The 23,393-nt window shown below is 68.3% G+C and carries 23 protein-coding genes; 14 read left to right on the top strand and 9 right to left on the bottom strand.

What is annotated here, in order from left to right; all coding sequences use genetic code 11:
* Positions 1–172 precede the first annotated feature (172 nt).
* Genes phnY through phnD form a run of 6 tightly spaced genes read right to left on the bottom strand, consistent with a single transcriptional unit; the run spans position 173 to position 6,453 of the window.
* Positions 173–1,618, bottom strand: a complete 1,446-nt coding sequence (gene phnY / locus DES41_RS03565; RefSeq protein ID WP_114465924.1) for a phosphonoacetaldehyde dehydrogenase — start codon at positions 1,616–1,618, stop codon at positions 173–175.
* Entirely contained in the window at positions 1,615–2,712 is a 1,098-nt protein-coding gene (psrA, locus tag DES41_RS03560) for an iron-containing alcohol dehydrogenase PsrA (RefSeq protein WP_114465922.1), read from the bottom strand. The genes phnY and psrA (DES41_RS03560) overlap by 4 nt, the downstream gene beginning before the upstream one ends.
* 2 nt (positions 2,713–2,714) lie before the next feature.
* A complete protein-coding gene (phnA, locus tag DES41_RS03555) occupies positions 2,715–3,962 on the bottom strand; it encodes a phosphonoacetate hydrolase (RefSeq protein ID WP_114465920.1) in 1,248 nt (415 codons plus the stop codon).
* On the bottom strand, positions 3,963–4,778 hold the full coding sequence (gene phnE / locus DES41_RS03550) for a phosphonate ABC transporter, permease protein PhnE (RefSeq protein WP_114465918.1): 816 nt from the start codon (positions 4,776–4,778) through the stop codon (positions 3,963–3,965).
* Positions 4,779–4,780: 2 nt separating this feature from the next.
* Entirely contained in the window at positions 4,781–5,587 is an 807-nt protein-coding gene (gene phnC / locus DES41_RS03545) for a phosphonate ABC transporter ATP-binding protein (RefSeq protein WP_114465917.1), read from the bottom strand.
* On the bottom strand, positions 5,584–6,453 hold the full coding sequence (gene phnD, locus DES41_RS03540) for a phosphonate ABC transporter substrate-binding protein (protein ID WP_425466340.1): 870 nt from the start codon (positions 6,451–6,453) through the stop codon (positions 5,584–5,586). Before phnD ends, phnC (DES41_RS03545) begins: the two co-directional genes overlap by 4 nt.
* A gap of 183 nt (positions 6,454–6,636) precedes the next feature.
* Here phnD and DES41_RS03535 point away from each other — a divergent pair, with 183 nt between their 5' ends.
* A complete protein-coding gene (locus tag DES41_RS03535; protein ID WP_114465914.1) occupies positions 6,637–7,500 on the top strand; it encodes a LysR substrate-binding domain-containing protein in 864 nt (287 codons plus the stop codon).
* Positions 7,501–7,729: 229 nt separating this feature from the next.
* Here the strand turns inward: DES41_RS03535 and DES41_RS03530 are convergent, their stop codons facing one another.
* Both DES41_RS03530 and DES41_RS03525 read right to left on the bottom strand, forming a co-directional pair.
* Positions 7,730–8,728, bottom strand: coding sequence for a 2-hydroxyacid dehydrogenase (locus DES41_RS03530; RefSeq protein ID WP_114465912.1), 999 nt, complete (start codon positions 8,726–8,728; stop codon positions 7,730–7,732).
* 287 nt (positions 8,729–9,015) lie between these two features.
* On the bottom strand, positions 9,016–9,882 hold the full coding sequence (locus DES41_RS03525) for a LysR substrate-binding domain-containing protein (protein WP_114465910.1): 867 nt from the start codon (positions 9,880–9,882) through the stop codon (positions 9,016–9,018).
* A gap of 111 nt (positions 9,883–9,993) precedes the next feature.
* Between DES41_RS03525 and DES41_RS03520 the strand changes: the two genes are divergently transcribed.
* The 5 genes from DES41_RS03520 to phnX all read left to right on the top strand — a co-directional run bounded on the left by DES41_RS03520 (position 9,994) and on the right by phnX (position 14,584).
* Entirely contained in the window at positions 9,994–10,863 is an 870-nt protein-coding gene (locus tag DES41_RS03520) for a phosphate/phosphite/phosphonate ABC transporter substrate-binding protein (RefSeq protein WP_114465908.1), read from the top strand.
* Positions 10,860–11,657, top strand: a complete 798-nt coding sequence (gene phnC / locus DES41_RS03515; protein WP_114465906.1) for a phosphonate ABC transporter ATP-binding protein — start codon at positions 10,860–10,862, stop codon at positions 11,655–11,657. Before DES41_RS03520 ends, phnC (DES41_RS03515) begins: the two co-directional genes overlap by 4 nt.
* A 2-nt stretch (positions 11,658–11,659) precedes the next feature.
* Positions 11,660–12,487 carry a phosphonate ABC transporter, permease protein PhnE gene (gene phnE, locus DES41_RS03510; protein WP_114465904.1) on the top strand — a complete coding sequence of 276 codons (828 nt, stop codon included), beginning with the start codon at positions 11,660–11,662 and terminating at the stop codon, positions 12,485–12,487.
* A 124-nt stretch (positions 12,488–12,611) separates the two neighbouring features.
* Entirely contained in the window at positions 12,612–13,739 is a 1,128-nt protein-coding gene (gene psrA / locus DES41_RS03505; RefSeq protein ID WP_114465902.1) for an iron-containing alcohol dehydrogenase PsrA, read from the top strand.
* Entirely contained in the window at positions 13,736–14,584 is an 849-nt protein-coding gene (gene phnX / locus DES41_RS03500) for a phosphonoacetaldehyde hydrolase (RefSeq protein WP_114465901.1), read from the top strand. The genes psrA (DES41_RS03505) and phnX overlap by 4 nt, the downstream gene beginning before the upstream one ends.
* Positions 14,585–14,660: 76 nt before the next feature.
* Here the strand turns inward: phnX and DES41_RS03495 are convergent, their stop codons facing one another.
* Positions 14,661–15,569 (bottom strand): YihY/virulence factor BrkB family protein, encoded by a 909-nt coding sequence (locus tag DES41_RS03495; RefSeq protein WP_114465899.1) that lies wholly within the window; start codon positions 15,567–15,569, stop codon positions 14,661–14,663.
* 212 nt (positions 15,570–15,781) lie between these two features.
* Here DES41_RS03495 and DES41_RS03490 point away from each other — a divergent pair, with 212 nt between their 5' ends.
* From DES41_RS03490 to DES41_RS03455, 8 genes are all read left to right on the top strand, one after another.
* Positions 15,782–16,534 (top strand): 16S rRNA pseudouridine(516) synthase, encoded by a 753-nt coding sequence (locus DES41_RS03490; RefSeq protein WP_114465897.1) that lies wholly within the window; start codon positions 15,782–15,784, stop codon positions 16,532–16,534.
* A gap of 43 nt (positions 16,535–16,577) precedes the next feature.
* Positions 16,578–17,564 (top strand): YncE family protein, encoded by a 987-nt coding sequence (locus DES41_RS03485; protein ID WP_425466332.1) that lies wholly within the window; start codon positions 16,578–16,580, stop codon positions 17,562–17,564.
* The gene (locus DES41_RS03480; protein WP_281277157.1) at positions 17,551–18,384 is read left to right on the top strand and encodes a polysaccharide deacetylase family protein; all 834 of its coding nucleotides are present in this window, start codon (positions 17,551–17,553) and stop codon (positions 18,382–18,384) included. Before DES41_RS03485 ends, DES41_RS03480 begins: the two co-directional genes overlap by 14 nt.
* On the top strand, positions 18,372–19,340 hold the full coding sequence (locus tag DES41_RS03475) for a sterol desaturase family protein (RefSeq protein WP_114465893.1): 969 nt from the start codon (positions 18,372–18,374) through the stop codon (positions 19,338–19,340). Before DES41_RS03480 ends, DES41_RS03475 begins: the two co-directional genes overlap by 13 nt.
* 22 nt (positions 19,341–19,362) lie before the next feature.
* Entirely contained in the window at positions 19,363–20,286 is a 924-nt protein-coding gene (locus DES41_RS03470; protein WP_114465892.1) for an EI24 domain-containing protein, read from the top strand.
* Positions 20,258–21,094 (top strand): competence/damage-inducible protein A, encoded by an 837-nt coding sequence (locus tag DES41_RS03465; RefSeq protein ID WP_114465890.1) that lies wholly within the window; start codon positions 20,258–20,260, stop codon positions 21,092–21,094. The genes DES41_RS03470 and DES41_RS03465 overlap by 29 nt, the downstream gene beginning before the upstream one ends.
* Positions 21,095–21,309: 215 nt before the next feature.
* Entirely contained in the window at positions 21,310–22,725 is a 1,416-nt protein-coding gene (gene glnA / locus DES41_RS03460) for a type I glutamate--ammonia ligase (protein WP_114465888.1), read from the top strand.
* 158 nt (positions 22,726–22,883) lie between these two features.
* On the top strand, positions 22,884–23,375 hold the full coding sequence (locus tag DES41_RS03455) for a hypothetical protein (RefSeq protein ID WP_114465886.1): 492 nt from the start codon (positions 22,884–22,886) through the stop codon (positions 23,373–23,375).
* Positions 23,376–23,393 lie beyond the last annotated feature (18 nt).

Here is a 23,393-nt window from a genome sequence, read left to right as displayed (position 1 = left end):
CTGCATCAACGTCAGTGCTGCGCCACGGACCACCACTGCGCGCGTTCCGCGAGCCTTTTTTCCGTGTCGAAAACCCGCGGACATGCCGAACTACCCGATGGAGGCGGGCCCGGGCGCCGACCTTGGGTGCGCTTGCCGGTCCGCGCTGCTCCGTCCGGCGAAGCGCTTCTCCTTACCAGGGCAACGTGAACGTCTTGCAGTTCGTGAACGACTTGATCGCTTCCTGGACACCTTCCTTGTAGCCCAGCCCCGAGTCCTTGATGCCGCCAAACGGCGTGAGCTCGATGCGGTAGCCGGGAACTTCCCACAGGTTCACGGTGCCCACTTGCAGTTCGCGGGCGAAGCGTGTCACATCGTCCAGCCGGTTCGTACAGACGCCCGAGGACAGTCCGTAGGCGGTGCCATTGGAGATTCGGATGGCCTCGTCGATGTCCTGGAAGCCGATGATCGGTGAGACCGGGCCGAAGGTCTCCTCGCGCACCACCGCCATCTCCGGTCGCACACGGTCAAGTACGGTGGGCGCGTACAGCGCTCCTGCTCGCACATTGCCTGTCAACAAGCGCGCCCCTTGTGCCACGGCCTCGTTGACCACCTTCTCAAAGTGGCGCGCAGCCGCTGCGTCGATCACGGTGCCCATGTCGTTGCTGCGGTCCGCGGGATCTCCGTGGCGCCAGGCCAGGGTCTTGGCCAGCACGCGCTCGGTGAACTCGCCGAGCACCTTGTGGTGCACCAGCATGCGCTTGACCGCCGTGCAGCGCTGTCCGGAGTTCTTGTAGGAACCTTGCACCGCCAGGTCGCTCGCCTTGTCCAGGTCGGCATCGTCCATCACGATCAGCGGGTCGTTGCCGCCCAGTTCGAGCACCATGCGCCGGTAGCCGGCCTTGGCGGCGATGTACTTGCCGATGGACACCCCACCGGTGAAGGTGACGAGATCGACGTGCCGGTGCGTCAGCAATTCGTCGGCGATCTCGGCTGGATCGCCCGACACCACCTGCAGCATCTCAGGCGGCAGCCCTGCTTCGTAGAGCAGGTCGGCGAAGTAGTAGGCCGACAGCGGCACCTTCTCCGAGGGCTTGAGCACCATGCGGTTGTTGGTGGCCACGGAGGGCACGACCTTGTGCGCCACCTGGTTCATCGGGTGGTTGAACGGCGTGATGGCGGTGATGACGCCCAGCAGCGGCTCGCGCATGGTGATGACCTTGCGCTTCTTGCCATGCGGCGTGAGATCGCAAGAGAACACCTGTCCGTCGTCGCGCAGGGCTTCGTTGGCGCCGAAGTTCAGCACGTCGGCAACACGGCCGATCTCGTAGAGACTGTCCTTCTTGCACAGGCCGGACTCGGCGGTGATCAGGTCGGAGGCTTCCTCCATGCGCTCGCGCAGCAACGCGGCAGCGCGGTTCAGGATGGCGGAGCGCTCGTACCGCGACAGCGTGGGCTTGTAGGCCTGGGCGATGTCCATGGCGCGGCGCACCTCGCCGATGCCCGCCATGGCCACCGCGCCGACACGCTCGCCCGAGTAGGGGTTGTAGACGTCCAGGGTGCGGGCCGTGCGCAGCTTCTCGCCACCGATCCGCAGCGCCTCCGCCCGGAAGTTCGTGTTCTCCAACACTGTGCTCATGCTGCCTCCTGCAATGCAGTTCCGATGAAGTTCTTGCCCCGGGCTCCGGCCAGCGCGTAGGCGACCATCTGCTCGGCCTGCTCGTGGTCCACGCCGTAGTCTGCAAAGCGCGTCTTCACGCCCAGCCGCTCGATGAAGCCGGACAGGCGCTGCACGGCGTGATCGAGCGGGCCCAGGGCCTGTGCCAGCACGGCGTCGCGCCCCGCGTCGCGGCCGATCGCACGCTCCAGCACCATGGGCAGGGGGAACGAGCACGCGATGCCATGCGGCAGGCCATAGCGCAGCGTCATTTCGTAGGAGATCGAATGCGCCAAGGCCGTGCGCGTGTTGGAGAAGGCCATGCCGGCCTTCAGCGCGGCCAGCGCCATGCGGCCGCGCAAGCCCTTGTCGTCCAGGCGCGCCATCAGCTTTGGCAGAGCATCCAGGATGTCGTGCACCGCCGCGACCGCGAAGGTGTCCGACAGCGGGTTGGCATTGACGTTCCAGATGGACTCCAGAGCGTGCGACAGCGCGTCAAGGCCGCTCTGCAGCGTGACGGAGGCCGGCAGCGACAGCATCAGATCGGGGTCGATCAGCGCGATGGCGGGCCAGGTCTGCGGCAGGTGCAGCGAGTATTTCTTCTGCGCGGCGCGGTCCCACACCGTGGCCCAGGGCGTCACCTCACTGCCGGTGCCAGCGGTGGTCGGCACGGCGATCAGCGTCTTGCACCGCGCAGGGACGAAGCCCTTGCCCGCGGCCAGCGCGCGCACCAGTTCGTCGAAGCCGCCACCTTGGGTGCCCACCATCAAGGCCTTGGCCGTGTCGATGGCGCTGCCGCCGCCGACCGCGACCAGCACCTCTCCGGCAGCGGGATCGCGCCAGAACGTTTCGTACAAGGCCTTCAGTTCGGCGACATCGGGGTTCGGCCGCACATCGTCGATGGTGCCGGCGAGGCTCTCGCCGAGCAGCGCCTGCAGCCGGTCGAGCAAGCCGAGTTGGCGCGCCTCCGGAAAGACCACCAGCGTGGCACGGCGGCCGTCGAGCAGCTTGGGCAGGGACGACAGGGCCCCCGCCCCGTAGACACTGCGCACGGGGTTGTGGAATTCGTGGACCATGTTCAGCTCCCGGTCGGCGCGCTCGCGTGGTTCAGCGCCAGGTCGAACACATCGAAGTTGCGCAGGCGGCGCGCCGGGTCCACGCCGTGCAGCGGACGGTTGAACAGCAGTGGCACCTTCTGTTCGGAGATGCCGCCATGCGAGCGCAGGGGCACCGTCAGCCCGCTGAGGTCATGGCGCGCCGCGCTGGTGCCGAGCACCGTGAGGTGATCGGACACGACGACCAGATCGCCGATGCGGTCCGCGGCCAACTCGAAGCGTTGCGCCGCCTCATCCCGCGTCAACACCGCTTCGATCCCGGGCAAGGCCAGCAAGGCCTCACGCGCCTGCGCGCGTTCAACCGCGTTGCGGGCATAGACGGTGGCGAACGAGCCCAGCGCGCCGTGGTGCACGACGTAGGGATCGGTGATGGGCAGGATCACCCGTGCTGCAGTTGCGCCCAGGCGGGCGTCGAGGGCTTCCTGCAGGTACACCACCCGCGGCCGCCCGGCGGCGTCCGTCTTGGGGCTCATGCCGTGGTCGGCTGTCAGTCCGATCACCGCCCCCTGGGCATCGAGCTCGGACAGATAGCCGTCCATCATGGCGTAGAAGGCGTTGGCTTCCGGCGTGCCGGGCGCGCACTTGTGCTGGACGTAGTCGGTGGTCGACAGGTACATCAGGTCCGGCCGGCGCGCTTGCAGCAAGCGTACGCCTGCGGCGAACACGAACTCGCTCAGGTCTGCGCTGTAGACCGACGGGACGGGCCTGCCCACGAGCTCAAGCACCTTGTCGATGCCGCATTCGGCGGCCGTGGCCTTGTCGGCCTTCTCGGCCGAGAAGCACACGCCCCGGAGCTGGTGGCCCAGCAGTGTGCGCAGCTTGTCCTTGGCCGTGATGGCCGCAACGCTGGCACCCGCATCGCCGAAGGCGGCCAGCAGCGTCGGTGCACGCAGGTAGGCCGGGTCGTTCATCATGACCTCGCGGTCTGCCTCCACATCGTAGAAGTAGTTGCCGCAGATGCCGTGGACCGAAGGCGGCACGCCGGTGACGATGGACACGTTGTTCGGATTGGTGAAGCTGGGCACGACGCAGTCGCCAATCAACGAACTCCCGTGCTCCAGCATGCGCGCCATGTACGGTGCGACGCCCGCCTGGATGGCTTGCGTGATGTAGTCCGGCTCGCAGCCGTCGACGCATACGACCACGACAGGCTGCTGGGGCCGCGCATAGCGCCTGCCATTGGCTTCGATGAAAGTGGGGGTGGCGGTCATTCAATGGGCTCCTTGTTGGATCCAGGCACGCAGCCGGGTCGAGATGTAATCCGCAACCATCACCATGGCGATGATCACGAGGATGCAGGTGGCGGTGTCGCGGTACTGGAACAGCTTCATGCTGCCGACCAGCTCGAAGCCGATGCCGCCGGCGCCCACCATGCCCAGCACGGTGGCCTGGCGCAGATTCGTCTCGAAGCGGTACAGCACGACGGCGATCCAGGCGGTCACGACTTGCGGCAAGACGCCGAAGATGATGGTCTGGATCGGCCCGGCGCCAGTGGCGCGCAGCGCCTCGATCGGCCCCTGGTCGATCTCCTCGATCGACTCGGAGAAGAACTTGCCCAGCATGCCGGCCCCGTGGATGGCGAGAGCCAGCACGCCCGGAAACGGTCCCAGGCCCACAGCCGCCACGAAGACCAGCGCGAGGATGATCTCGTTGATGCCGCGTGTGACGTTGAACACCTGGCGCGTGAACTGGTAGACGACGACGTTGGGCGTCAGATTGCGGGCCGCGAAGAAGCACACCGGCACCGCCAGGATGACGGCCAGCAGCGTGCCCCAGATCGCGATCTGCACCGTCTCGATGGCCGGCACGACGAGCTTGTCCAGGAAGGCCCAGTTGGGCGGCGTCATGCGTGCCAGGAAGTCGCCGATCCAAGGCAAGCCCTTGGCCAGTTCGCCGAAGCTCACCTGGCTGCCGCGTGCGGCCCACCAGAGCACGGCAACGGCCAGGGCGCCCAGCCCCAGGCGTGGCAACCAGCCTGCGTTGCCGGACGGCCGTGCCACCAGCAAGGTGTAGGAACCGATGTTCATGCTCATGCCTCCTGCAGTTCCATGTGGTGCAGCGCGGGGGCTGCGGGGGTGGGCGGGGCGGGGCGGCGCTCGCCCTCGTCCAAGCCCGGGTAGATGCGCTTGAGCACATCGTCGGTCAGCGCCTGCGGGCCGCCCTCGAAGACGATGCGGCCGCCCGAGACACCGACGATGCGCTCGCCGAACTCGCGGGCGTAGTCGATCTGGTGCAGGTTGCAGACCACGGTGATGCCCAGCTCGCGGCTGGCCTGTCTGAGGTAGTTCAGGACCGTCCGCGAGGTCTTGGGATCCAGGCTCGCGACTGGCTCGTCGGCCAGGATGATCTTGGGTTGCTGGGCCAGTGCGCGGGCAATGCCCACCCGCTGCTTCTGGCCGCCCGACAAGGTGTCCGTGCGCAGCTCGGCCTTGTCCTGCAACTCCACGCGGCGCAGGCATTCGCGGGCGATCTCCAGGTCGGCGCGCGGAAACAGCTGCAGCCACGACAGCACCGCCGGCATGGCCCCCAGGCGGCCGGTCAGCACGTTCTTCTGCACCGACAGGCGTGGCACCACGTTGTAGTGCTGGAAGATCATGGCGACCTGCCGGCGCAGCTGGCGCAGGCTGGCTCCATCGGACTTGGCGAGCTTCCCGTCGATGTGGATGTCGCCACCACTGGGCTCGGCCAGCCGGTTGATGCAGCGCAGCAGGGTGGACTTGCCGGCGCCGGACGGGCCCAGCACGACGAGGAACTCGCCAGGTGCCACGTCCAGGTCAATGTTCTTGAGCGCGTCGAAGTTGCCGTAGCGCTTGTCGAGGCCCCGAATCCGGATCATTTCATGGCCCTCAGGTCGAGGTTCAGCAGCTTGGCCGTGTCGCGGATCACCTGGTAGGCCGCGTCGTTGGTCGGATGGAAGCCGTTCAACATGCCCTGGTCGGACCAGGGAATGTCCTTGACCTGCAGGAAGGCGGCCTGCACGCGCTTCTTGAGCTCGGGGTCCAGGTCCTTGCGCCAGACGGTGGGGGACTCGGGAATGGGTTCGGACTTCCAGACCACCACCAGGTCCTCGCGCCTGGCCAGGCCCTTGGCGATGGCCGCGTCCAGGATGCGGTCGGCGATGGCCACCGCGTCGATCTTCTTGTTCTGCACCGCCACCGCATTGGAGTCGTGCGAACCCGAGAAGATCACGCGGCCGAAATCCTTGTCGGGGTTGAAGCCTGCCTTCATGAGCCCGGCCTTGGGGAACAGGTGGCCCGATGTGGAGGTGGGGTCCACGAAGGCGAAGGTGCGGCCTTTCAGGTCGGCCACTGTCTTGATGCCGCTGTCCTTGTGCGCCACGACCAGCGAGTGGTAGGACGTGCGGCCCGCCCTCTTGGTCTCCGCCACGGCAAAGGCCTCGATCTCCGCCACCGTGGCCCCGAGCACATACGAGAACGGGCCGAGATAGGCGACGTCGAGGCGGCGCGAGCGCAGCGCCTCGATCACGCCGTTGTAGTCCGCAGCGACGAACGGCTTGACCGGCATGTCCAGCGCCTTGGACAGCATGTCCATCATGGCCTGGCTGTTGGCGATCATGGCGCGCGAGTCCTCCGACGGAATGAGGCCCACCGTCAGTGGCTTGGCGGCATGGGCTGGCGGAGCGAGGCCGGCCATGGGCAGTGCCAGCGCCGGGGCGCTGGCAATGAGGGATCGGCGAGTCAATGGCATGTTGTCTCCTGTGTGGGGTGCGGCTGTGTCGCTGCTCTGACCGGGGTACGGCCTGCTTGCCTGCAGGGCCCGTGGCGCAACTTTCGGCGCCGGCAACCTATTTGGCAAATTCAAGTTTTTCCACCGTTTCATTGATCAGACCTATAGTTCACCTGGGATAACACCAAGGGGAAATGCATGCGCCTGACACAGCTGCGGTCCTTTCATGCCGTTGCCTCGGAAGGCAGCTTCACCCGTGCAGCCCAGGCACTGCACGTCAGTCAACCCACCGTGACAACGCAGGTCGCGCAGCTCGAACAGCTCTACAAAGTCGAGCTGTTCCATCGTGCGGGACGGCGGATTCGGCCGACGGAGATCGGCGAGCGCCTCTTCCAGCTTTCGCGCCAGATCTTTGGCCTGGAGCAGGAGGCGGTCCAGGTGCTGCAGGACGCCGGTGAGCTGCGCACGGGGCACCTGCGTGTGGCTGCCGTGGGGCCATCGCACGTCACGCGCATGCTGGTCGGGTTCAACCAGCGGTACTCCGGGGTGAAGATCTCCGTCACCACGGGCAACTCGCAGGAGGTGCTGGACCGGCTGCTGGACTATTCGGCCGACGTTGGCGTTCTTGCCCAGGTGCTGCAGGACAAGCGCTTCGTGTCCGTGCCTTACAGCGAACACCCCGTCGTGATCTTCTGCAGTGCCTCGCACCGGTTCGCACGGCGCCGCAGCATCCGCACGGCAGAACTGCAAGGCGAGAGGCTGATCTTGCGTGAGCAAGGCTCGACCACCCGACGCGCCATCGAGGCAGCACTGAAGGCGGCCAATGTGCAGCCCGACGTGGTCATGGAAGTGGCCAGCCGCGAAATCATTCGCGAGGCCGTCGTCCAGGGCGTGGGCGTGGGTGCCGTGTCAGAGGTCGAGTACGTGCCCGGGGCCGGCCTGCACGCGGTTCGCATCAGCGATGCACAGGTGCGCACCTACGCACACGTGGTCTGCCTGGCCGAGCGGCGCGACACGCGCCTGGTGCGCGCTTTCTTCCAGGTCATCGGCAAAGACAGCTAGCTGGCGCTGCGCCGGCCGACGCGCCGAACACATCGCAGGCGTGGAGCCGGCCCGAGCCCGATGGCCCAAGCGCACGCGCGCGCGCAGGCGCGGCCGGCCGGCCGCCGGTCGCAATGAACCGTTGCGGACCGAAGTCTTCTTCGCGTGTGTGTCGCTGGTCCCCCGACACCTTGAACGATCCAGGGCGCTTGCGGCAGGAAAGTGCCCACATGCGCCACGCAGAGCGCTTCTACGGCGTTGCGGGGATCCGGTTCAACAGCGCGGTGCCACGTTCGAACGCTGTGATGCTCTCCAGCGTCGTCTGGACGATCTGGCCGATGGCCTCTTCGGTCAGGAAGGCCTGGTGGCCCGTCACGATCACATTGGGAAACGAGACCAGGCGCTGGATCACGTCGTCCGTGATGATGGTGGACGAGAGATCCTGGAAGAACAGGCTGGCCTCCTGCTCGTAGACGTCGATGGCCAGCCCGCCGAGCTGGCCCGTCTTCAACGCCTGGATGGCCGCGTCGGTGTCCACCAGCGCGCCGCGGCTGGTGTTCACGAGGATGGCGCCGCGCCTCGTGCTGGCCAGCAGCTTGGCGTCGACGATGTGCCGCGTCGCGTCCGTGAGCGGGCAGTGCAGCGAGACCACGTGGGATGCGGCCACCAGTTCTGCCACACCGACGTACCGCCCGCCCATCTGCTCGAAGGCGGGTTTGGGGTCCATGTCGTGTCCCAGCACCGTGCAGCCGAAGCCCAGCATGATGCGCGCGAAGATGCTGCCGATCTTGCCGGTGCCGATCACGCCCACGGTCTTGCCGTGCAGGTCGAAGCCCATCAGCCCGTCTAACTCGAAGTTGCCCTCGCGCGTGCGCATGCTGGCCCGTGCGATCCTGCGGTTGAGGGCCAGCAGCAAGCCGACGGCGAACTCGGCCACCGAGTGCGGCGAGTAGTCGGTGACGCGCACGACCGCGATGCCGACGGCCGCAGCCGCGGCTGCATCGATGTGGTTGAAGCCGGTCGACCGCGTGGCGACCAGGCGCGTGCCCTGGGCAGCAAGCAGGCCCAGCACCTGCGCGTCGACCTGGTCGTTGACGAACACGCAGACGGCCGGGCAGCCGGCAGCCTGCCTGGCCGTCTCGGGTGTCAGCCGGTCCTGGAAGAAGACCAGTTCATGGCCGGCCTGCGCATTCGCCTTGGCGAACAGGGCCTGGTCGTACCGGCGCGCACTGAAGACGGCTGTTTTCATCGAATGTTCCCTGAGAAAATGGACCGTGCCGGCGGTGGCTTCGCCACATGCCGATGCGCTCGCACCGGCCATGCCGACGGTGGCGACGACAGCAACCCGAGGGTGCGCGCATCGCGGCCCCGGCCTTCCACCGGTTGCCCATGGTCACGTCGCCGCTGCCGAAGATGACGGGGAGGTTCCCGCCGCCCGGTGCGTCAATGGCACCATGATGCCCGAGCCCGCCGTCGTCAGGAGCATGCGCGGGATTCGGTCGGATGCCTGGCACCGGGGCCGACGCTCCGCGACAGCTACGCGCGCAGGCCTTTCGCCACGTCGATGAACGACATCAGCAGCGGGCTGCCCCGTCGCTCGTCCAGGCAGTAGAGACAGGTCTCCGTAAAGGCAGGATCGCCCTCGATGCGCACCAGGCGCAAGCGCTCGTCGGGGATGAACTCCGCCTCTGACACCGTGCCGATGCCCATGCCCCGGATGGATGCCTCGCGCAGGGCTTCTCGGCTGCCGATTTCCATGGCCACCTTGGGCTTGACGCCCGCTTGCCGCAGCGCAGCCTCGATCGCGCGCCGGGTGCTGGAGCCGCTTTCGCGCTGCAGCAGCGGCATGTTCTCGAGCTCCTCGATGCGGATCTCGCGGCGCTCGGCGAACGGATGCCCCGCCTGCACGCTGAGCACGATGGCATGCCGCGCATACGGGATCGCCGTGAAACCGGGTGGCTCGTGGAAGCGGGCCAGCACACCCAGGTCGATCGTGTAGTCCTGCAGGTCGCGGAACACGCTGGTGGAGTTGCCCAGCCGGATCGACAGTTCGATGCGCGGATAGCGCTTGCGGTAGGCGTCCACCATCTCGATCACGTGGAAGGGCCCGACGGCGCCCAGCTTCAGGTGACCGGCGTTCAACTGCCCGTTGTCGTGCAGCAGGTTGTACGCCTCGACCTCCAGCGCGCCCAGCTGCCGCGCCAGTGGCAGCAGGCGCTGCCCCACGTCGGTCAGTTCGACACCATGCCCGCGGCGCAGGAACAACTGCACCGCGTGGCGGCGTTCGAGCTGCTGCACCTGCGCGGTCAAGGTCGGCTGGCTCAGGCCCAAGGCGCGCGCTGCGGCGCTGAAGCTGCGGTGCTGGGCAACGGCCATGAAGGCGCGGATCTGGATGGCTGACATCCATAGGTTTTTACGATGGGACGATGACGGATTCATGATCGTCCTGATATGGCGTTGTCACATCGGCTTCGTAATCTTGCGGCCATCCCCCCACCCCGCTGCGAGATTCCCATGACCCAACGCTTCTTTCCCCTGCGCCGCGCCCTGCTTGCCCTGGCGCTGCCGCTGTGCGCGCTGCCCGCGGCCGCCGCACAGCCCCTGACCATCGGCCTGATTCCGGCCGAGGACTCGCAGGCCATGATCGAGAGCAGCCGGCAGGTGCTCGACAGCCTGCAGCAGCAGATCGGGGTGCCCGTCAAGGCCTTCGTCGCCACCGACTACAACGGCGTGATCGAGGCATTGCGCGCCAAGAAGCTGGACGTGGCCTACCTCGGCCCGTTCTCGTACGTGATGGCCAGTTCCATCGCCGATGTCGAGGCCTTCTCCGTCGCGGTGACGAAGAAGACGGGCCAGAGCGCCTACCGCAGCGTGATCATCGCGCGCAAGGACAGCGGCCTGGGCACGCCCGCGGACCTCAAGGGCCGCAGCTTCGCCTTCGTCGATCCCACCTCCGCCTCCGGGCACCTGTTCCCCAAGGCCGGGCTGCTGCAGGCAGGCTTCGACCCCGAGCGCACCTTCGGCCGCGTGATCTTCTCCGGATCGCACGATGCCAGCATCCTGGCCGTGGCCAACAAGAAAGTCGACGCCGCCGCCGTGGCCGACCGCATCCTGGCATCGGCCATCGCCAAGGGCACGGTCAAGCAGGAAGATCTGCAGATCGTCTGGTCGTCCAGCCCCATCCCCGAGTCGCCGATGGTCTGGCGCAAGGACCTGGACCCCGCCATGAAGGAGAAAGTGGCCAAGGCGCTGGCCCAGGTGAAAGACCTGCCCTGGGGCGACCAGGGTGTGCTGAACGGCTTCCAGCCCACGAACGACGCCGCCTACAACGTGGTGCGCGACACCGCCAGGACGCTGAAGCTCGACCTGCGGAGCATGAAGTGATCCGCACCCGCCAGCTGACCAAGCGCTACGGCAGCAACGCCGTGCTGCGCGGCGTGGACCTGGATGCCGCGGCCGGCGAGTTCGTGGTGGTGCTGGGCCAGTCCGGCGCCGGCAAGTCGACCCTCTTGCGCTGCATGAACCGCCTGGCCACGGCCGACAGCGGCGAGCTGCAGATCGACGGCATCGACGCGATGCAGTACGGCGACACACGCGCACTGCGGCGCAAGGTCGCCATGATCTTCCAGCACCACCACGTGGTGCCGCGCCTCACGGCGCTGAAGAATGTGCTGACCGGCCGCCTGGGTTCGGTCTCGGTGCTGGGCTCGTGCCTGCACCTGTTCCGCCGCCAGGACATCGCGCTGGCCCATGATTGCCTGGCCCGTGTGGGGCTGGCGCACAAGGCACACGAGCGCACCGATGCGCTGTCCGGTGGCCAGATGCAACGCGTGGGCATCGCCCGCGCGCTGGCGCAACGGCCGCGCGTGATCCTGGCCGACGAGCCCGTCGCCAGCTTGGACCCGCACACGGCCCGCACGGTGTTGCAGTACCTGCGCGAGGCCTCGCGCGCGCTCGGCATCACGGTGGTCTGCAACCTGCACCAGGTGGACTACGCACGCGAATTCGGCGACCGCATCGTCGGCCTGGCCCAGGGCCGTGTCGTCTTCGATGGCCGTCCGGACGCGCTGACGGCTGCCGACATCGACAGGATCTACCTGCAACCCGTGGACAGTGCGTCCACCGGGCGCGCGCAGCCCGCAGCACCGGTCGCGCTGTCAACGGCCTTGGGAGTCTGAACATGCACGACAAGCTTGACAGCCGTTATCTGTGGACCGGCCCGGCGCCGCAGGGTGGCAAGGGCTGGATCGGCATGGCCGCCGCAGCGCTCGCCCTGGGCTGGGCGCTGCAATGGAGCGCCGCTGGCGTGCAGCTGAGCTGGGGCGAACTGGCCGCCGGCCTGCCGCAGATCGCCGACTTCGCCTCGCGCACGGTGCCGCCGGACTGGAGCATCCTCGACCGCCTGCTCGCGCCGGCCATCGAGACGGTGCAGATCGCGGTGTGGGGCACCTTGCTGGCGATCCCCGCCGCCGCGCTGCTGTCCTTCCTGGCGGCACGCAACCTGCAGTCCAACCGCTGGATCTACCAGGGCACGCGCCAGGCCTTGAACGTGGTGCGCAGCATCAACGAGTTGATCCTCGCGCTGGTGTTCGTCTCGGCGGTGGGCCTGGGGCCGTTTCCCGGTGTGCTGGCGCTGGCCGTGCACGGCGCCGGCATGCTGGGCAAGTTCTTCGCCGATGCGATCGAGGAGATCGACCAGGGGCCGCTGGAGGCCTTGCGTGCCACGGGCGCGCGGCCGCTGCAGGTGGTCGTGTTCGGCGTGCTGCCGCAGGTGCTGACGGCCTGGATCGCGGTGGTGCTGTACCGCTTCGAAGTGAATCTGCGTTCGGCCACCGTGCTGGGCATGGTCGGCGCCGGCGGACTGGGCTTCGAGCTCGTCAGCAGCCTCAAGCTGTTCCGCTACGAGCAGACCGCCACCTGCATCATCGTCATCACCGCCATGGTGGTCGTGGCCGACCTGGTCTCCAGCCACCTGCGCCACCGCATCCAGAGCAGCGGCCGCCATTGACAGGCGGTGCGCCAGCCGCACCGCCCTCGCCAACTGCACCGTGTGCGCCTTCCTTCCTGCGGCCTGTGCCGCAGGCCGGAGCGGCGTACCCATTCCAAGTCTTCTTTCACCCGAACCGATCCCCATGTGGAACTACCACAATCCCGTCAAGGTGCATGCCGGCAGCGGCGCCCTGCAGCAACTGCCCGCCCTCCTGGGTGAGCGCCGTGCCATCCTCATTGCCTTCCCGCAGGCACACGCGCTGGGCCTGGTCGAACAGCTGCGCGCCGTGCTCGGCGCGCGCCTGGTGGCCGTGGAAACCGATGTGCGGCCCAACCCCGATGTCGCCTGGCTCGCACCGATGTACGAACGCCTGTGGGCCAGGCATCCCGAAGCGGAGTGCGTCGTGGCCCTTGGCGGTGGCAGCGCCATCGATTGCGCGAAGGCCATGCTGGTGCGCACCGCCGACGCGCGCTTCGACCAACTGCTGCAGGCCATGGAAGGCGACATGCGCGGCCTTGCGCAAGGTGGCCACCGCGCCCTGCTGGCGCTGCCCACCACCGCAGGCACGGGCAGCGAGGTCACGCCCTGGGCCACCATCTGGGACCAGGCGCGCGGCCGCAAGTTGTCGCTGCACCTGGACTGCACCTGGCCCGAAGCCGCCATCGTGGACGCCCGGCTGATGGCGAGCCTGCCACTGGCAGCCACGCTCGCCAGCGGCCTGGATGCGCTGTCGCACGCGTTGGAAGCCTTGTGGAACGTGCACCGCAACCCGGTGTCCGCCACCCTGGCGGTCAGCGCCGCGCGCGCCATCGTGGCGACGCTTGCGGCACTCATGCGCGCGCCGCAGCGGCTGGACCTGCGCGAGACGCTGGCCACGGCAGCGCTGCAGGCCGGGCTCGCCTTCTCCAACACCCGCACGGCGCTGGCGCACTCGCTCTCCTACGACATCACGCTGGCACAAGGCACTGCGCATGGCATTGCCTGTTCGTTCAGCCTGCCCCGTGTGATGGCGCTGGCCTTCGGCCGCGATGCCGCTGTCGATGCGCAGCTTCTCTCGGTGTTCGGTGCTGGCAGCGCCGGGGCCGCCGTTGCGGCCCTCGAGGATTTCCTGCGCAGCCTGGGCGTCAGCACCGAACCGGCCGACTACGGCATTGCCGAGGCGGAGTGGGATGTGCGCGTTGCGCACGCACTGCAGGGCCCGCGCGGTCGCAACTTCATCGCGGCCGATGCCGCGCTCCACCAAGCTCCATCCGAGACCACCCTCCCATGAACTCCTCCTTGCTTCCCGCTGGCCACCGTCTGCAGGCCGTCATCTTCGACTGGGCCGGCACGCTGGTCGACTTCGGATCACTGGCGCCGACGCAGATCTTCGTCGAGGCCTTCGCCACCTTCGGCATCGCGGTCAGCCTGGCCCAGGCGCGCGGCCCCATGGGCCTGTCCAAGCGCGACCACATCCGCCAGCTGCTGGCCGACGCGGCTGTACAGGCCCAATGGCAGGCGCGCTTCGGCCGTGCTTCAGACGATGCAGACATCGACGCCCTGTATGCCCGCTTCATGCCCATGCAGATCCAGAAGGTCGGCGCTTACTCCGAGCCCATTCCCGGTGCCGTCGCCGTCCTGCAGCAACTGCGCGCAGAAGGCTTGAAGATCGGTTCGTGCTCCGGCTATCCGCGCGAGGTGCTGGAGGTCCTGCTGCCGCTGGCGGCGGCGCAGGGCATCGCGCCCGACCACGTGGTCGCTGGCGACGAACTGCCGGCCGGCGGGCGCCCTGGGCCGTTCATGGCGCTGGCCAATGTGCTGGCGCTGGGCATCGGCGATGTGCGCGCCTGCGTCAAGGTGGACGACACCACGCCCGGCATCGAGGAAGGGCGCAACGCCGGCATGTGGTGCGTTGGCCTGAGCGTGTCGGGCAACGAGGTCGGTGTCACGCAGGATGCATGGCGGGCGCTGGATGCAGCCTCCCAGGAGCGCTTGCGCGCTGCGGCGAAGAGCAAGCTCCTCGGTGCGGGCGCGCACCACGTGGTGGAATCGATCAACGAGCTGCCGCGGGTTCTCGTCGACATCGCGCAGCGGCAGCTGCGCGGAGAGGAGCCGGGCCACGCAGTGCCGCTTTGACCCGCCAGCGGCGACCACGCGGCCCGCGCCAGGCGCCGCCAGGCTGTACCGGAAGGCGGTGCGCCCGCGTTGAGGCTCAAACGTTGGCGGCGGCTGCCGTGCTTTCTGCGGGCGCCGGCGTCGCCTCGCGCTGGCGCGCGCGCAACACGCCGTTGACCTCCGCGCCGAAGATCAGCGTGGTGCCGCTGGCGTAGAGGAAGACCAGGGTGGCTACCACGCCGGCGAAGCTGCCGTACACCAGGGCCAGCTTGCCGGCGCTGTGCAGCGTGTAGGAGAGCAGGGCGGCCGCACCGACCCACAGCCCGGCGCCCACGACCGCGCCGGGCAGCACCGTGCCCAGGCGCTGGCGCGTGTCCGGCAACCAGGCGTAGGCGATGGCGTAGAGCGCGCTCAGCACCACGAAGGCCGAGCCGTAGCGCACGCTGTTGCGCAGCCAGGGCGTCTCCTGGCCGGCGCCGATCTGCTGCTGCAGCAGCTGCCACAGGTAAGGCATGACGATCACCGAACTGAACGCGAGCACGATGCCGCCACCCACGACCACGGTGAACAACGTGACCTTGAGTCGCGCCTTCCAGAACGCCGCACCGCGTTCGATGCCGTAGGCCCGGTTCAGCGCCGTGCGCACGGCCTGCATGCCCGAAGAGGCCGTCCACAGCGTGACGACCAGGCCGATGGCCAGCAGCGCCTGGTTGCGCTGGGCCAGCACCTCCCGGACAACGGGTTGCACGGCCTCGCGCACCAACTGGGGTGCATAGCCCAGCACGCGGCCGGCCAGCGCCGCGGCATCGCCGGGCTGGCCCACGTAGCCGGCGGCGGCGGACAGCAGCAGCAGCAGCGGGAACATCGACAGCACGGAGGAGAACGCCAGGCTGCCGGCCTGGTTGGCGCTCTGGTGCAGCACGTAATTGCGGATGGCCCGCAGCAGCACGCCCAGCCCGGGCGCTGCCAGCGCGGCTTGCTTCAGGCGACGCCAGGCGGCGGTCATGCGGTGCTCTCCGTGGTGGTCCGAAGCCGTGAGCGTAGCCGCCGCGACAACCGCCGCTGCCGGACAAGGGCGACAGCGTCTGTGGGCGCCGCGCCTGAAAGGGGAGGCCGTCCCGGCGTGTCGGCTGGCGGCACCGATCCATTGGCGGGAAGGCTGCCCCTGCCGGTATCATCTGCGGCCCTTTTTCACGGGCCTGCGCGGCCCGTCCACCCATGCAGCTGCAGGACATCCTCTTTTCACAAGGCTTCGGCACGCGGCGCGTCTGCGCCGGGCTGGTCCAGCAGGGCCATGTGGCCGTGGCGGGCGCCGACGGCGTCTTCGCGCCGTGCACCGAGTCGGCCGCGGACTTCGCGCCCGAAGGCCTGCGCTTTCGCGTGCAGGGCCAGGATTGGGAGTACTTCGAGAAGGCCTACGTGCTGCTGCACAAGCCGGCGGGCACCGAGTGCTCGCACAAGCCTTCGTCCTACCCCAGCGTCTACACGCTGCTGCCCGCGCCGCTGCGCCAGCGCCCGCAGAAGAGTGCACTGCAGGGCGTGCAGGCCGTCGGCCGGCTCGACCAGGACACCACCGGCATGCTGCTGCTCAGCGACGACGGCCAGTTCCTGCACCGCATGACCTCGCCCAAGAAGATGACGCCCAAGGTCTACGAGGTGCAGGCCAAGCATGCGCTGGACGCCCAGCAGGTCGAGGCGCTGCTGCGCGGCGTGGTGCTGGACGACGACCCGCGCCCGGTGCAGGCCGCGGGCGCCGAGATCGTCGATGCCGATGGGGCCGCGCGCCACCTGCGGCTGACCTTGACGAATGGCAAGTACCACCAGGTCAAGCGCATGCTGGCCGCGGTGGGCAACCGTGTGGAAGGCCTGCACCGCTCGCGCATCGGCACGCTGGCGTTGCCGGCCGATCTGGGGCCGGGCCAATGGCGCTGGCTGCGCCCCGCGGACCTGGCGGCCCTGACGGCTGGCTGACAGGGCTGCAGCGCTACACTGCGCGCTCCGTGCAAAGGGTGTCGTGAAATCCTCGTTCCTGCTTCGGCTCGGCGCCGCGCTGTTGGCGCTGGCCGTGCTGTCTCCATTGGCTGCCCATGCGCAGCGCCCCCCCGTCTTCGTGCTGAACTCCCTGGACGCTTCCGTCAGCGTGATCGACCCGGTCAGCTGGCAGGAAACGCGCCGCATCGCCACCGGCAAGGAGCCGCACCACCTGTACATGACGCCGGACGAGAAGTCGGTGATCGTGGCCAATGCGCTGAGCGACACGCTGACCTTCATCGACCCGCGCACGGCCGAGGTGCAGAAGGTGGTGCCGGGCATCGTCGACCCCTACCACCTGCGCTTCTCGCCCGACATGAAGTGGCTGGTGATCGCCGCCAACCGGCTCAACCACGTCGACCTGTACCGCTGGAACGGCCACGACATGCAGCTGGCGCGCCGCCTGCAGACGGGCAGGACACCCAGCCACATCTGGATCGACGCGCGCAGCACCACGGCCTACGTGTCGGTGCAGGACAGCGACGAGCTGATCGCCGTGGACCTGGCCACGCAGCAGATCCGCTGGCAGGTGCCCACCGGCAAGATGCCGGCCGACGTGTTCGGCACCCCGGACGGCAAGAGCCTGCTGGTCGGCCTGACAGGCGCCGACGGCGTGCAGGTGTTCGACATCTCGGGCAAGGAACCCCGCGCCAGCAAACTGATCAAGACAGGCAATGGTGCCCATGCTTTCCGCAGTGCCGGCGACGGGCGCCATGTCTTCGTGAGCAACCGCGTGGCCAACACCATCAGCAAGATCGATCTGCAGACGCTCGAGGCGGTCGCCAGCTATGTGGCGCCCGGCGGGCCTGACTGCATGGACGTGTCGGCCGACGGCCGGCTTCTGTACTTCACGGCGCGCTGGGCCCGCAAGCTCAGCGTGCTCGATCTGCAGACCGGCAAGCTGGTGCAGCAGGTCAAGGTCGGCCGTTCGCCGCATGGCGTCTGGACCCTGGACCATGCCACGCGCTGAGCGTGGACCGTGCTTGCGCAAGGCCATCGCGGCCGCCGTCGCGCTGGTGCTGACGGGCCAGGCTGCCGCCAACTGCACGCGGCCGGTCTACCTCACGCTGGACACCGGCCACATGGGCGTGGCCCCGCTGATCGCCGAGGTGCTCAAGCGCCAGGATGTGCGCGTGACCTTCTTCGCCGCCAACGAGGCCACGCAGCAGGGCGATGGCAGCCTGGGCGACGACTGGGCCGCCTGGTGGCGCGCACGGGCGCAGGAGGGCCATGCCTTCGCCTCGCACACCTTCGACCATGTCTACTGGAGCGCCGACGTGCCGCCTGGCCGCGACGGCACGGCGCGCTTTCGCATCCGCGCCTCGGCCGGTCCCAACATCGGCCAGACCCGGCTGTTCACGGCCGCCCAGTACTGCGAGGAAGTCAGCCGCGCCGCGCGCCGGCTGGAGGACATCACCGGCCAGGCGCCGCTGCCGCTGTTCCGTGCCCCGGGCGGGCGCACCTCGCCGACGCTGCTGTCGGTGGCGCGCGGCTGCGGCTACGCGCATGTGGGCTGGGCGCCGGCCGGCTTCCTGGGCGATGAGCTGCCGAGCGAGCGCTATTCCAATGCCGACCTGCTGGCCAAGGCCCTGCGTGACATCCGGCCGGGGCAGATCCTCGTGGCGCACCTGGGCATCTGGTCGCGCAAGGACCCGTGGGCGCCAGCCGTGCTGGAGCCGCTGATCGAAGGCCTCAAGGCCAAGGGCATGTGCTTCGCCACGCTGCGCGAGCACCCGGATTACCAGCGCTGGATCGCCGCGCACAGGGACGACCCGCCATGGAGCCGCTGACCGACCTGTTCGCCAGCGCACAGCAGTGGCTGTTCGAGGCCCTGGTGCAGCCGGCCGTGTTCGCGATGGGCCTGGGCGGCTGGCTCGAAGACGCCTTCACCGCCACCGGCTGGCTGCTGGTCGGCCTGCTGCAGATCGCCGCCATGCTGCTGGTGATCGGCCCGCTGCAGCGCTGGCGGCCGGTCGAGCCGGTCATCGACCGCGCCGCCATCCGCACCGACATCCTCTACACGCTGGTGCACCGGCTCGGCCTGTTCCGGCTCGCGCTGTTCTTCACGCTCGAGCCCTGGATGGACGATGTGTTCGGCTGGCTGCGCGTGGAGGGCCTGTCGACCTGGCACCTGGACGGGCTGTGGCCTGGCGTGACGGACATCGCCTGGGTCAGCTTCGTGCTGTACCTCCTGGTGTTTGACTTCGCCGACTACTGCATCCACCGCGGCCAGCACCGCTTCCAGTGGTGGTGGAACCTGCACGCGCTGCACCACTCGCAGCGCCAGATGACGATGTGGAGCGACAACCGCAACCACCTGCTGGACGATGTGCTGCGCGACGCCATCCTGGTCGTCGTCGCGCAGCTCATCGGCGTGGGGCCGGGACAGTTCGTCGCCATCGTGGCGCTGACGCAGCTGTCCGAGAACTTCCACCACGCCAACCTGCGGCTGTGGTTCGGCCGCGTCGGCGAGCGGCTGTGGGTCAGCCCGCGCTTCCACCGGCGCCACCACAGCATCGGCATCGGCCACGAGTCCGAAGGGCGCGACAGCCTGGGCGGCGTCAACTTCGGCGTGCTGCTGCCCTGGTGGGACATGCTGTTCCGCAGCGCGGACTTCGCCGTGCGCTACGACCCCACCGGCATCCGCGACCAGGTCGAGCCCGGTGCGCGCGGCCTGCGCGATTACGGCCACGGCTTCTGGCGCCAGCAATGGCTGGGCCTGATGCGGCTGTTCGGGCGCGCCTGAGCCCGCGCGGTATCCTCCAAGCATGCGTCTGCTGATGGATTCCTTCTGGCGTGCGGCGGCGTACTGCCTGCACCCGCGCGTCATCGCCCTGTCGGTCCTGCCATTGGTGCTGATGGCGGTGCTTTCGCTGGGCCTGGGCTACTTCTTCTGGGAGCCTGCCGTGGCCTGGTTGCGGGCCTGGCTGCACGGTTGGCCGGTGTTCGGCACCGTCATGGGCTGGCTGCAGGGCCTGGGCTTCGGCGCGGTCCAGGCAGCGGTCGCGCCGCTGCTGCTGATCGCGCTGGTCACGCCCCTGGTGGTGGTGCTGTCGCTGCTGCTGGTGGCCGGCCTGGTCACGCCATCGGTGGTGGCGCTGGTCGGCGATCGGCGCTTTCCGCAGCTGGAAAAGCGCCGCGGCGGCTCTTTCTTGGGCAGCTTGTTCGGCGCGCTCTGGGCCACCGTGGCCGCGCTGGTCGTGCTGGTGCTGTCGATTCCGCTGTGGCTGGTGCCGCCGCTGGTGCTGGTGCTGCCGCCGCTGATCTGGGGCTGGCTGACCTACCGCGTGATGTCTTACGACGTGCTGGCCGACCACGCGAGCAAGGCCGAGCGCACCGAACTGCTGCGCGAGCACCGCTTCACTCTGCTGACGCTGGGCGTGCTGACCGGCTACCTCGGCGCCGCCCCCGCGCTGGTCTGGGCCTGGGGCGCGCTGACCGTGGTGCTGGCCCCGGTGCTGGTGCCGGTCTCCGTCTGGCTCTACACGCTGGTATTCGCCTTTTCCGCCCTGTGGTTCACGCACTACGCGCTGGCTGCGCTGGAAGCCATGCGCGCCAAGGCCGCGGCCAATGTGCAGGTGGCGCCGGCCGATGCAGCCTGGCCGGCCCCGAGCGCCGTGCTGGTGGAGCAGGGCGACGCCACCGTCTCAACTTCCCGTCCCTATGCCCCCACGCCACTCCCCCCTCCCTGAGACCCTGCCGACGGCCGTTGGCCTGGTCATCGTCGGCGACGAGATCCTCTCGGGCAAACGCGCCGACAAGCACATGGCCAAGGTCATCGAGCTGCTGTCCGCGCGCGGCATGCAACTGGCCTATGCCGACTACGTGGGCGACGCGCCGGAGCGCATCACGGCCACGCTGGCGCGGGCCTTCGCCTCGGGCGACCTGGTGTTCTCCTGCGGCGGCATCGGCGCCACGCCGGACGACCACACGCGCCAATGCGCCGGGGCGGCGCTGGGCCGTCCGCTGGTGCTGCATCCCGAAGCCGAGGCGCTGATCCGCGAGCGCATGCAGGATGTCGCGCGCGAGCAGGGCCTGCCCTACGAACCGGAGCGCGCGGACAACCAGCACCGGCTCAACATGGGCGTGTTTCCCGAAGGCGCGGCCATCATCCCCAACCCGTACAACAAGATCGCCGGCTTTAGCCTGGGCCATGTGCACTTCGTGCCGGGCTTCCCGGTCATGGCCTGGCCGATGATCGAATGGGTGCTGGACACGCACTACGCCGCGCTGCAGCGGCGCATGGCCTGGATCGAGCGCTCGGTGATCGTCTATGGCGCCATGGAGTCGGCCCTGGTCCCGCTCATGGAACGCATCGAGCGCAGCCATGCCGGCGTCAAGGTGTTCAGCCTGCCCAGCGTCGACCATCCCGAGCACGGCCGCCACATCGAGCTCGGTGTGAAGGGCGATCCGGCTGCGGCCGGGCCGGCCTACGCCGAGCTGCTGCAAGACCTGCGGACGCAGGCCTTGCCGCTTGGCCCTGAATTGGTGCGTTCTTGAGCATCATTTTGGGGAATCCATGAAGTTGCACCAAATACGTGCAAAACACTGCTGTTTGCGCGCATGCGCTGTAGGATGCGGGCCCGTCTTCGCCGGCCTTTCGCGCGCGGAACTGCGCGTATGGGCCGGTTTTGGTGCGCGCCTGTTTGGCACGGAACCTGCATCCAAGTCCCCGTCTTATCTGTAGACCCCAACCAACCCTCAGGAGCTTTTTGATGGCCAAGACCGTCGCAGACGTGATGAAAATGGTGAAGGAGAACGACGTCAAGTTCGTCGACTTCCGCTTCACCGACACCCGTGGCAAGGAGCAGCACGTGACCGTGCCGGTGTCCCACTTCGACGAAGACAAGTTCTCGTCGGGTCACGCGTTCGACGGCTCCTCGGTCGCAGGTTGGAAGGGCATCGAAGCCTCGGACATGCAACTCATGCCCGACCCGAACACCGCCAACATCGACCCCTTCTTCGAAGAGACCACGCTGTTCCTGCAGTGCGACGTGATCGAGCCGGGCGACGGCAAGGCCTATGACCGCGACCCGCGTTCCATCGCCAAGCGCGCCGAAGCCTACCTGAAGGCCTCCGGCCTGGGCGATACCGCCTTCTTCGGACCGGAACCCGAATTCTTCATCTTCGACGGCGTGCGCTGGAGCAACGAGCCCGGCCGCGTGTTCAGCGAGATCGAAGAGTACGAAGCCCCCTGGAACAGCGGCTCCAAGCTGGAAGGCGGCAACCGCGGCCACCGTCCCACCGTCAAGGGCGGCTACTTCCCCGTGCCCCCGGTCGACAGCACGCAGGACATGCGTGCCGAGATGTCGCTGATCCTGGAAAGCCTGGGCATTCCGGTTGAGGTGTTCCACCACGAAGTGGCAGGCGCCGGCCAGAACGAGATCGGCACGCGTTTCTCCACGCTGGTCGAGCGCGCCGACTGGACGCAGGTGCTGAAGTACGTGGTCTGGAACGTGGCCAACACCTACGGCAAGACGGCGACCTTCATGCCCAAGCCCTACGCCGGCGACAACGGCTCGGGCATGCACGTGCACCAGTCGATCTGGAAGGACGGCAAGAACCTGTTCGCCGGTGACGGCTATGCCGGCCTGTCGGACTTCGCGCTGTACTACATCGGCGGCATCATCAAGCACGCCCGCGCGCTGAACGCCATCACCAACCCCGGCACCAACAGCTACAAGCGCCTGGTCCCCGGCTTCGAAGCCCCCGTCAAGCTGGCCTACTCGGCCCGCAACCGCTCGGCCTCGATCCGCATCCCGTACGTGGCGAACCCCAAGGGCCGCCGCATCGAGGCGCGCTTCCCCGACCCGTCCGCCAACCCCTACCTGTGCTTCTCGGCACTGATGATGGCCGGCCTGGACGGCGTGGAAAACAAGATCCACCCGGGCGAAGCCGCCACCAAGGACCTGTACCACCTGCCGCCGGAAGAGGACAAGCTGGTCCCCACCGTCTGCCACAGCCTGGACCAGGCGCTGGAGTACCTCGACAAGGACCGCGCCTTCCTGACCAAGGGCGGTGTGTTCACCGACTCCATGCTGGACGCGTACATCGAGCTCAAGATGGGCGAAGTCACGCGCTTCCGCATGGCTCCTCACCCGGTCGAGTTCGACATGTACTACTCGCTGTAAGGCGCATGCCGGTCCGCCGCAACTTGTGGCGGCCGGCGCAGTCACAGCAAAGGACGGCCCCGGCCGTCCTTTTTTCATGGAGCGCGCAGCCAAGGGGGATCGGAGGCGCGCGCTACCATCCGCTGCGACCGACCCTCAGGACCCTTTTGATCCGACCCATGAAGACTGCCATCGCCCTTGCCTTGACTTGCGCCACGCTTGCGCCCGCCGCCTGGGCCCAGGTCTACCGCTGTGGCAACGAATACACCAACAACATCCGTGATGCACGCGATGCGCAACAACGCGGCTGCAAGCTGGTGGAAGGTGGCAACGTGACAGTCATCGAAGGCCCCAAGCCGCGCCCTGGCGCCACCGCCGGCCCCGTGCGTGCACCGGCCGCCGCGGCGCCGCGCAGCGACGACAGCGCGCAGCGCACGCGCGATGCCGAGTCGCGCCGCATCCTGGAGGCCGAACTCAAGAAGGCCGAGGTGCGCCAGGCCGAGCTGCTCAAGGACTACAACAATGGCGAGCCCGACAAGGTGGGCGGCGAAGCCCGCAACCACCAGCGCTACCTCGACCGCGTGGCCGAGATGAAGGCCGCCATTGCCCGCAACGACAGCGACATCGCCGGAATCAAGCGCGAGATCGCGCGCCTGCCGGGAGCCCAATGAGTCCGGCGAGCAAGGCCC

The organism is Pseudorhodoferax soli (assembly GCF_003337555.1).
Taxonomy (GTDB): Bacteria; Pseudomonadota; Gammaproteobacteria; order Burkholderiales; family Burkholderiaceae_C; genus Pseudorhodoferax; species Pseudorhodoferax soli.
Note: the sequence above shows the minus strand (reverse complement) of the source record. Positions and strands in the feature narration are given on the sequence as shown.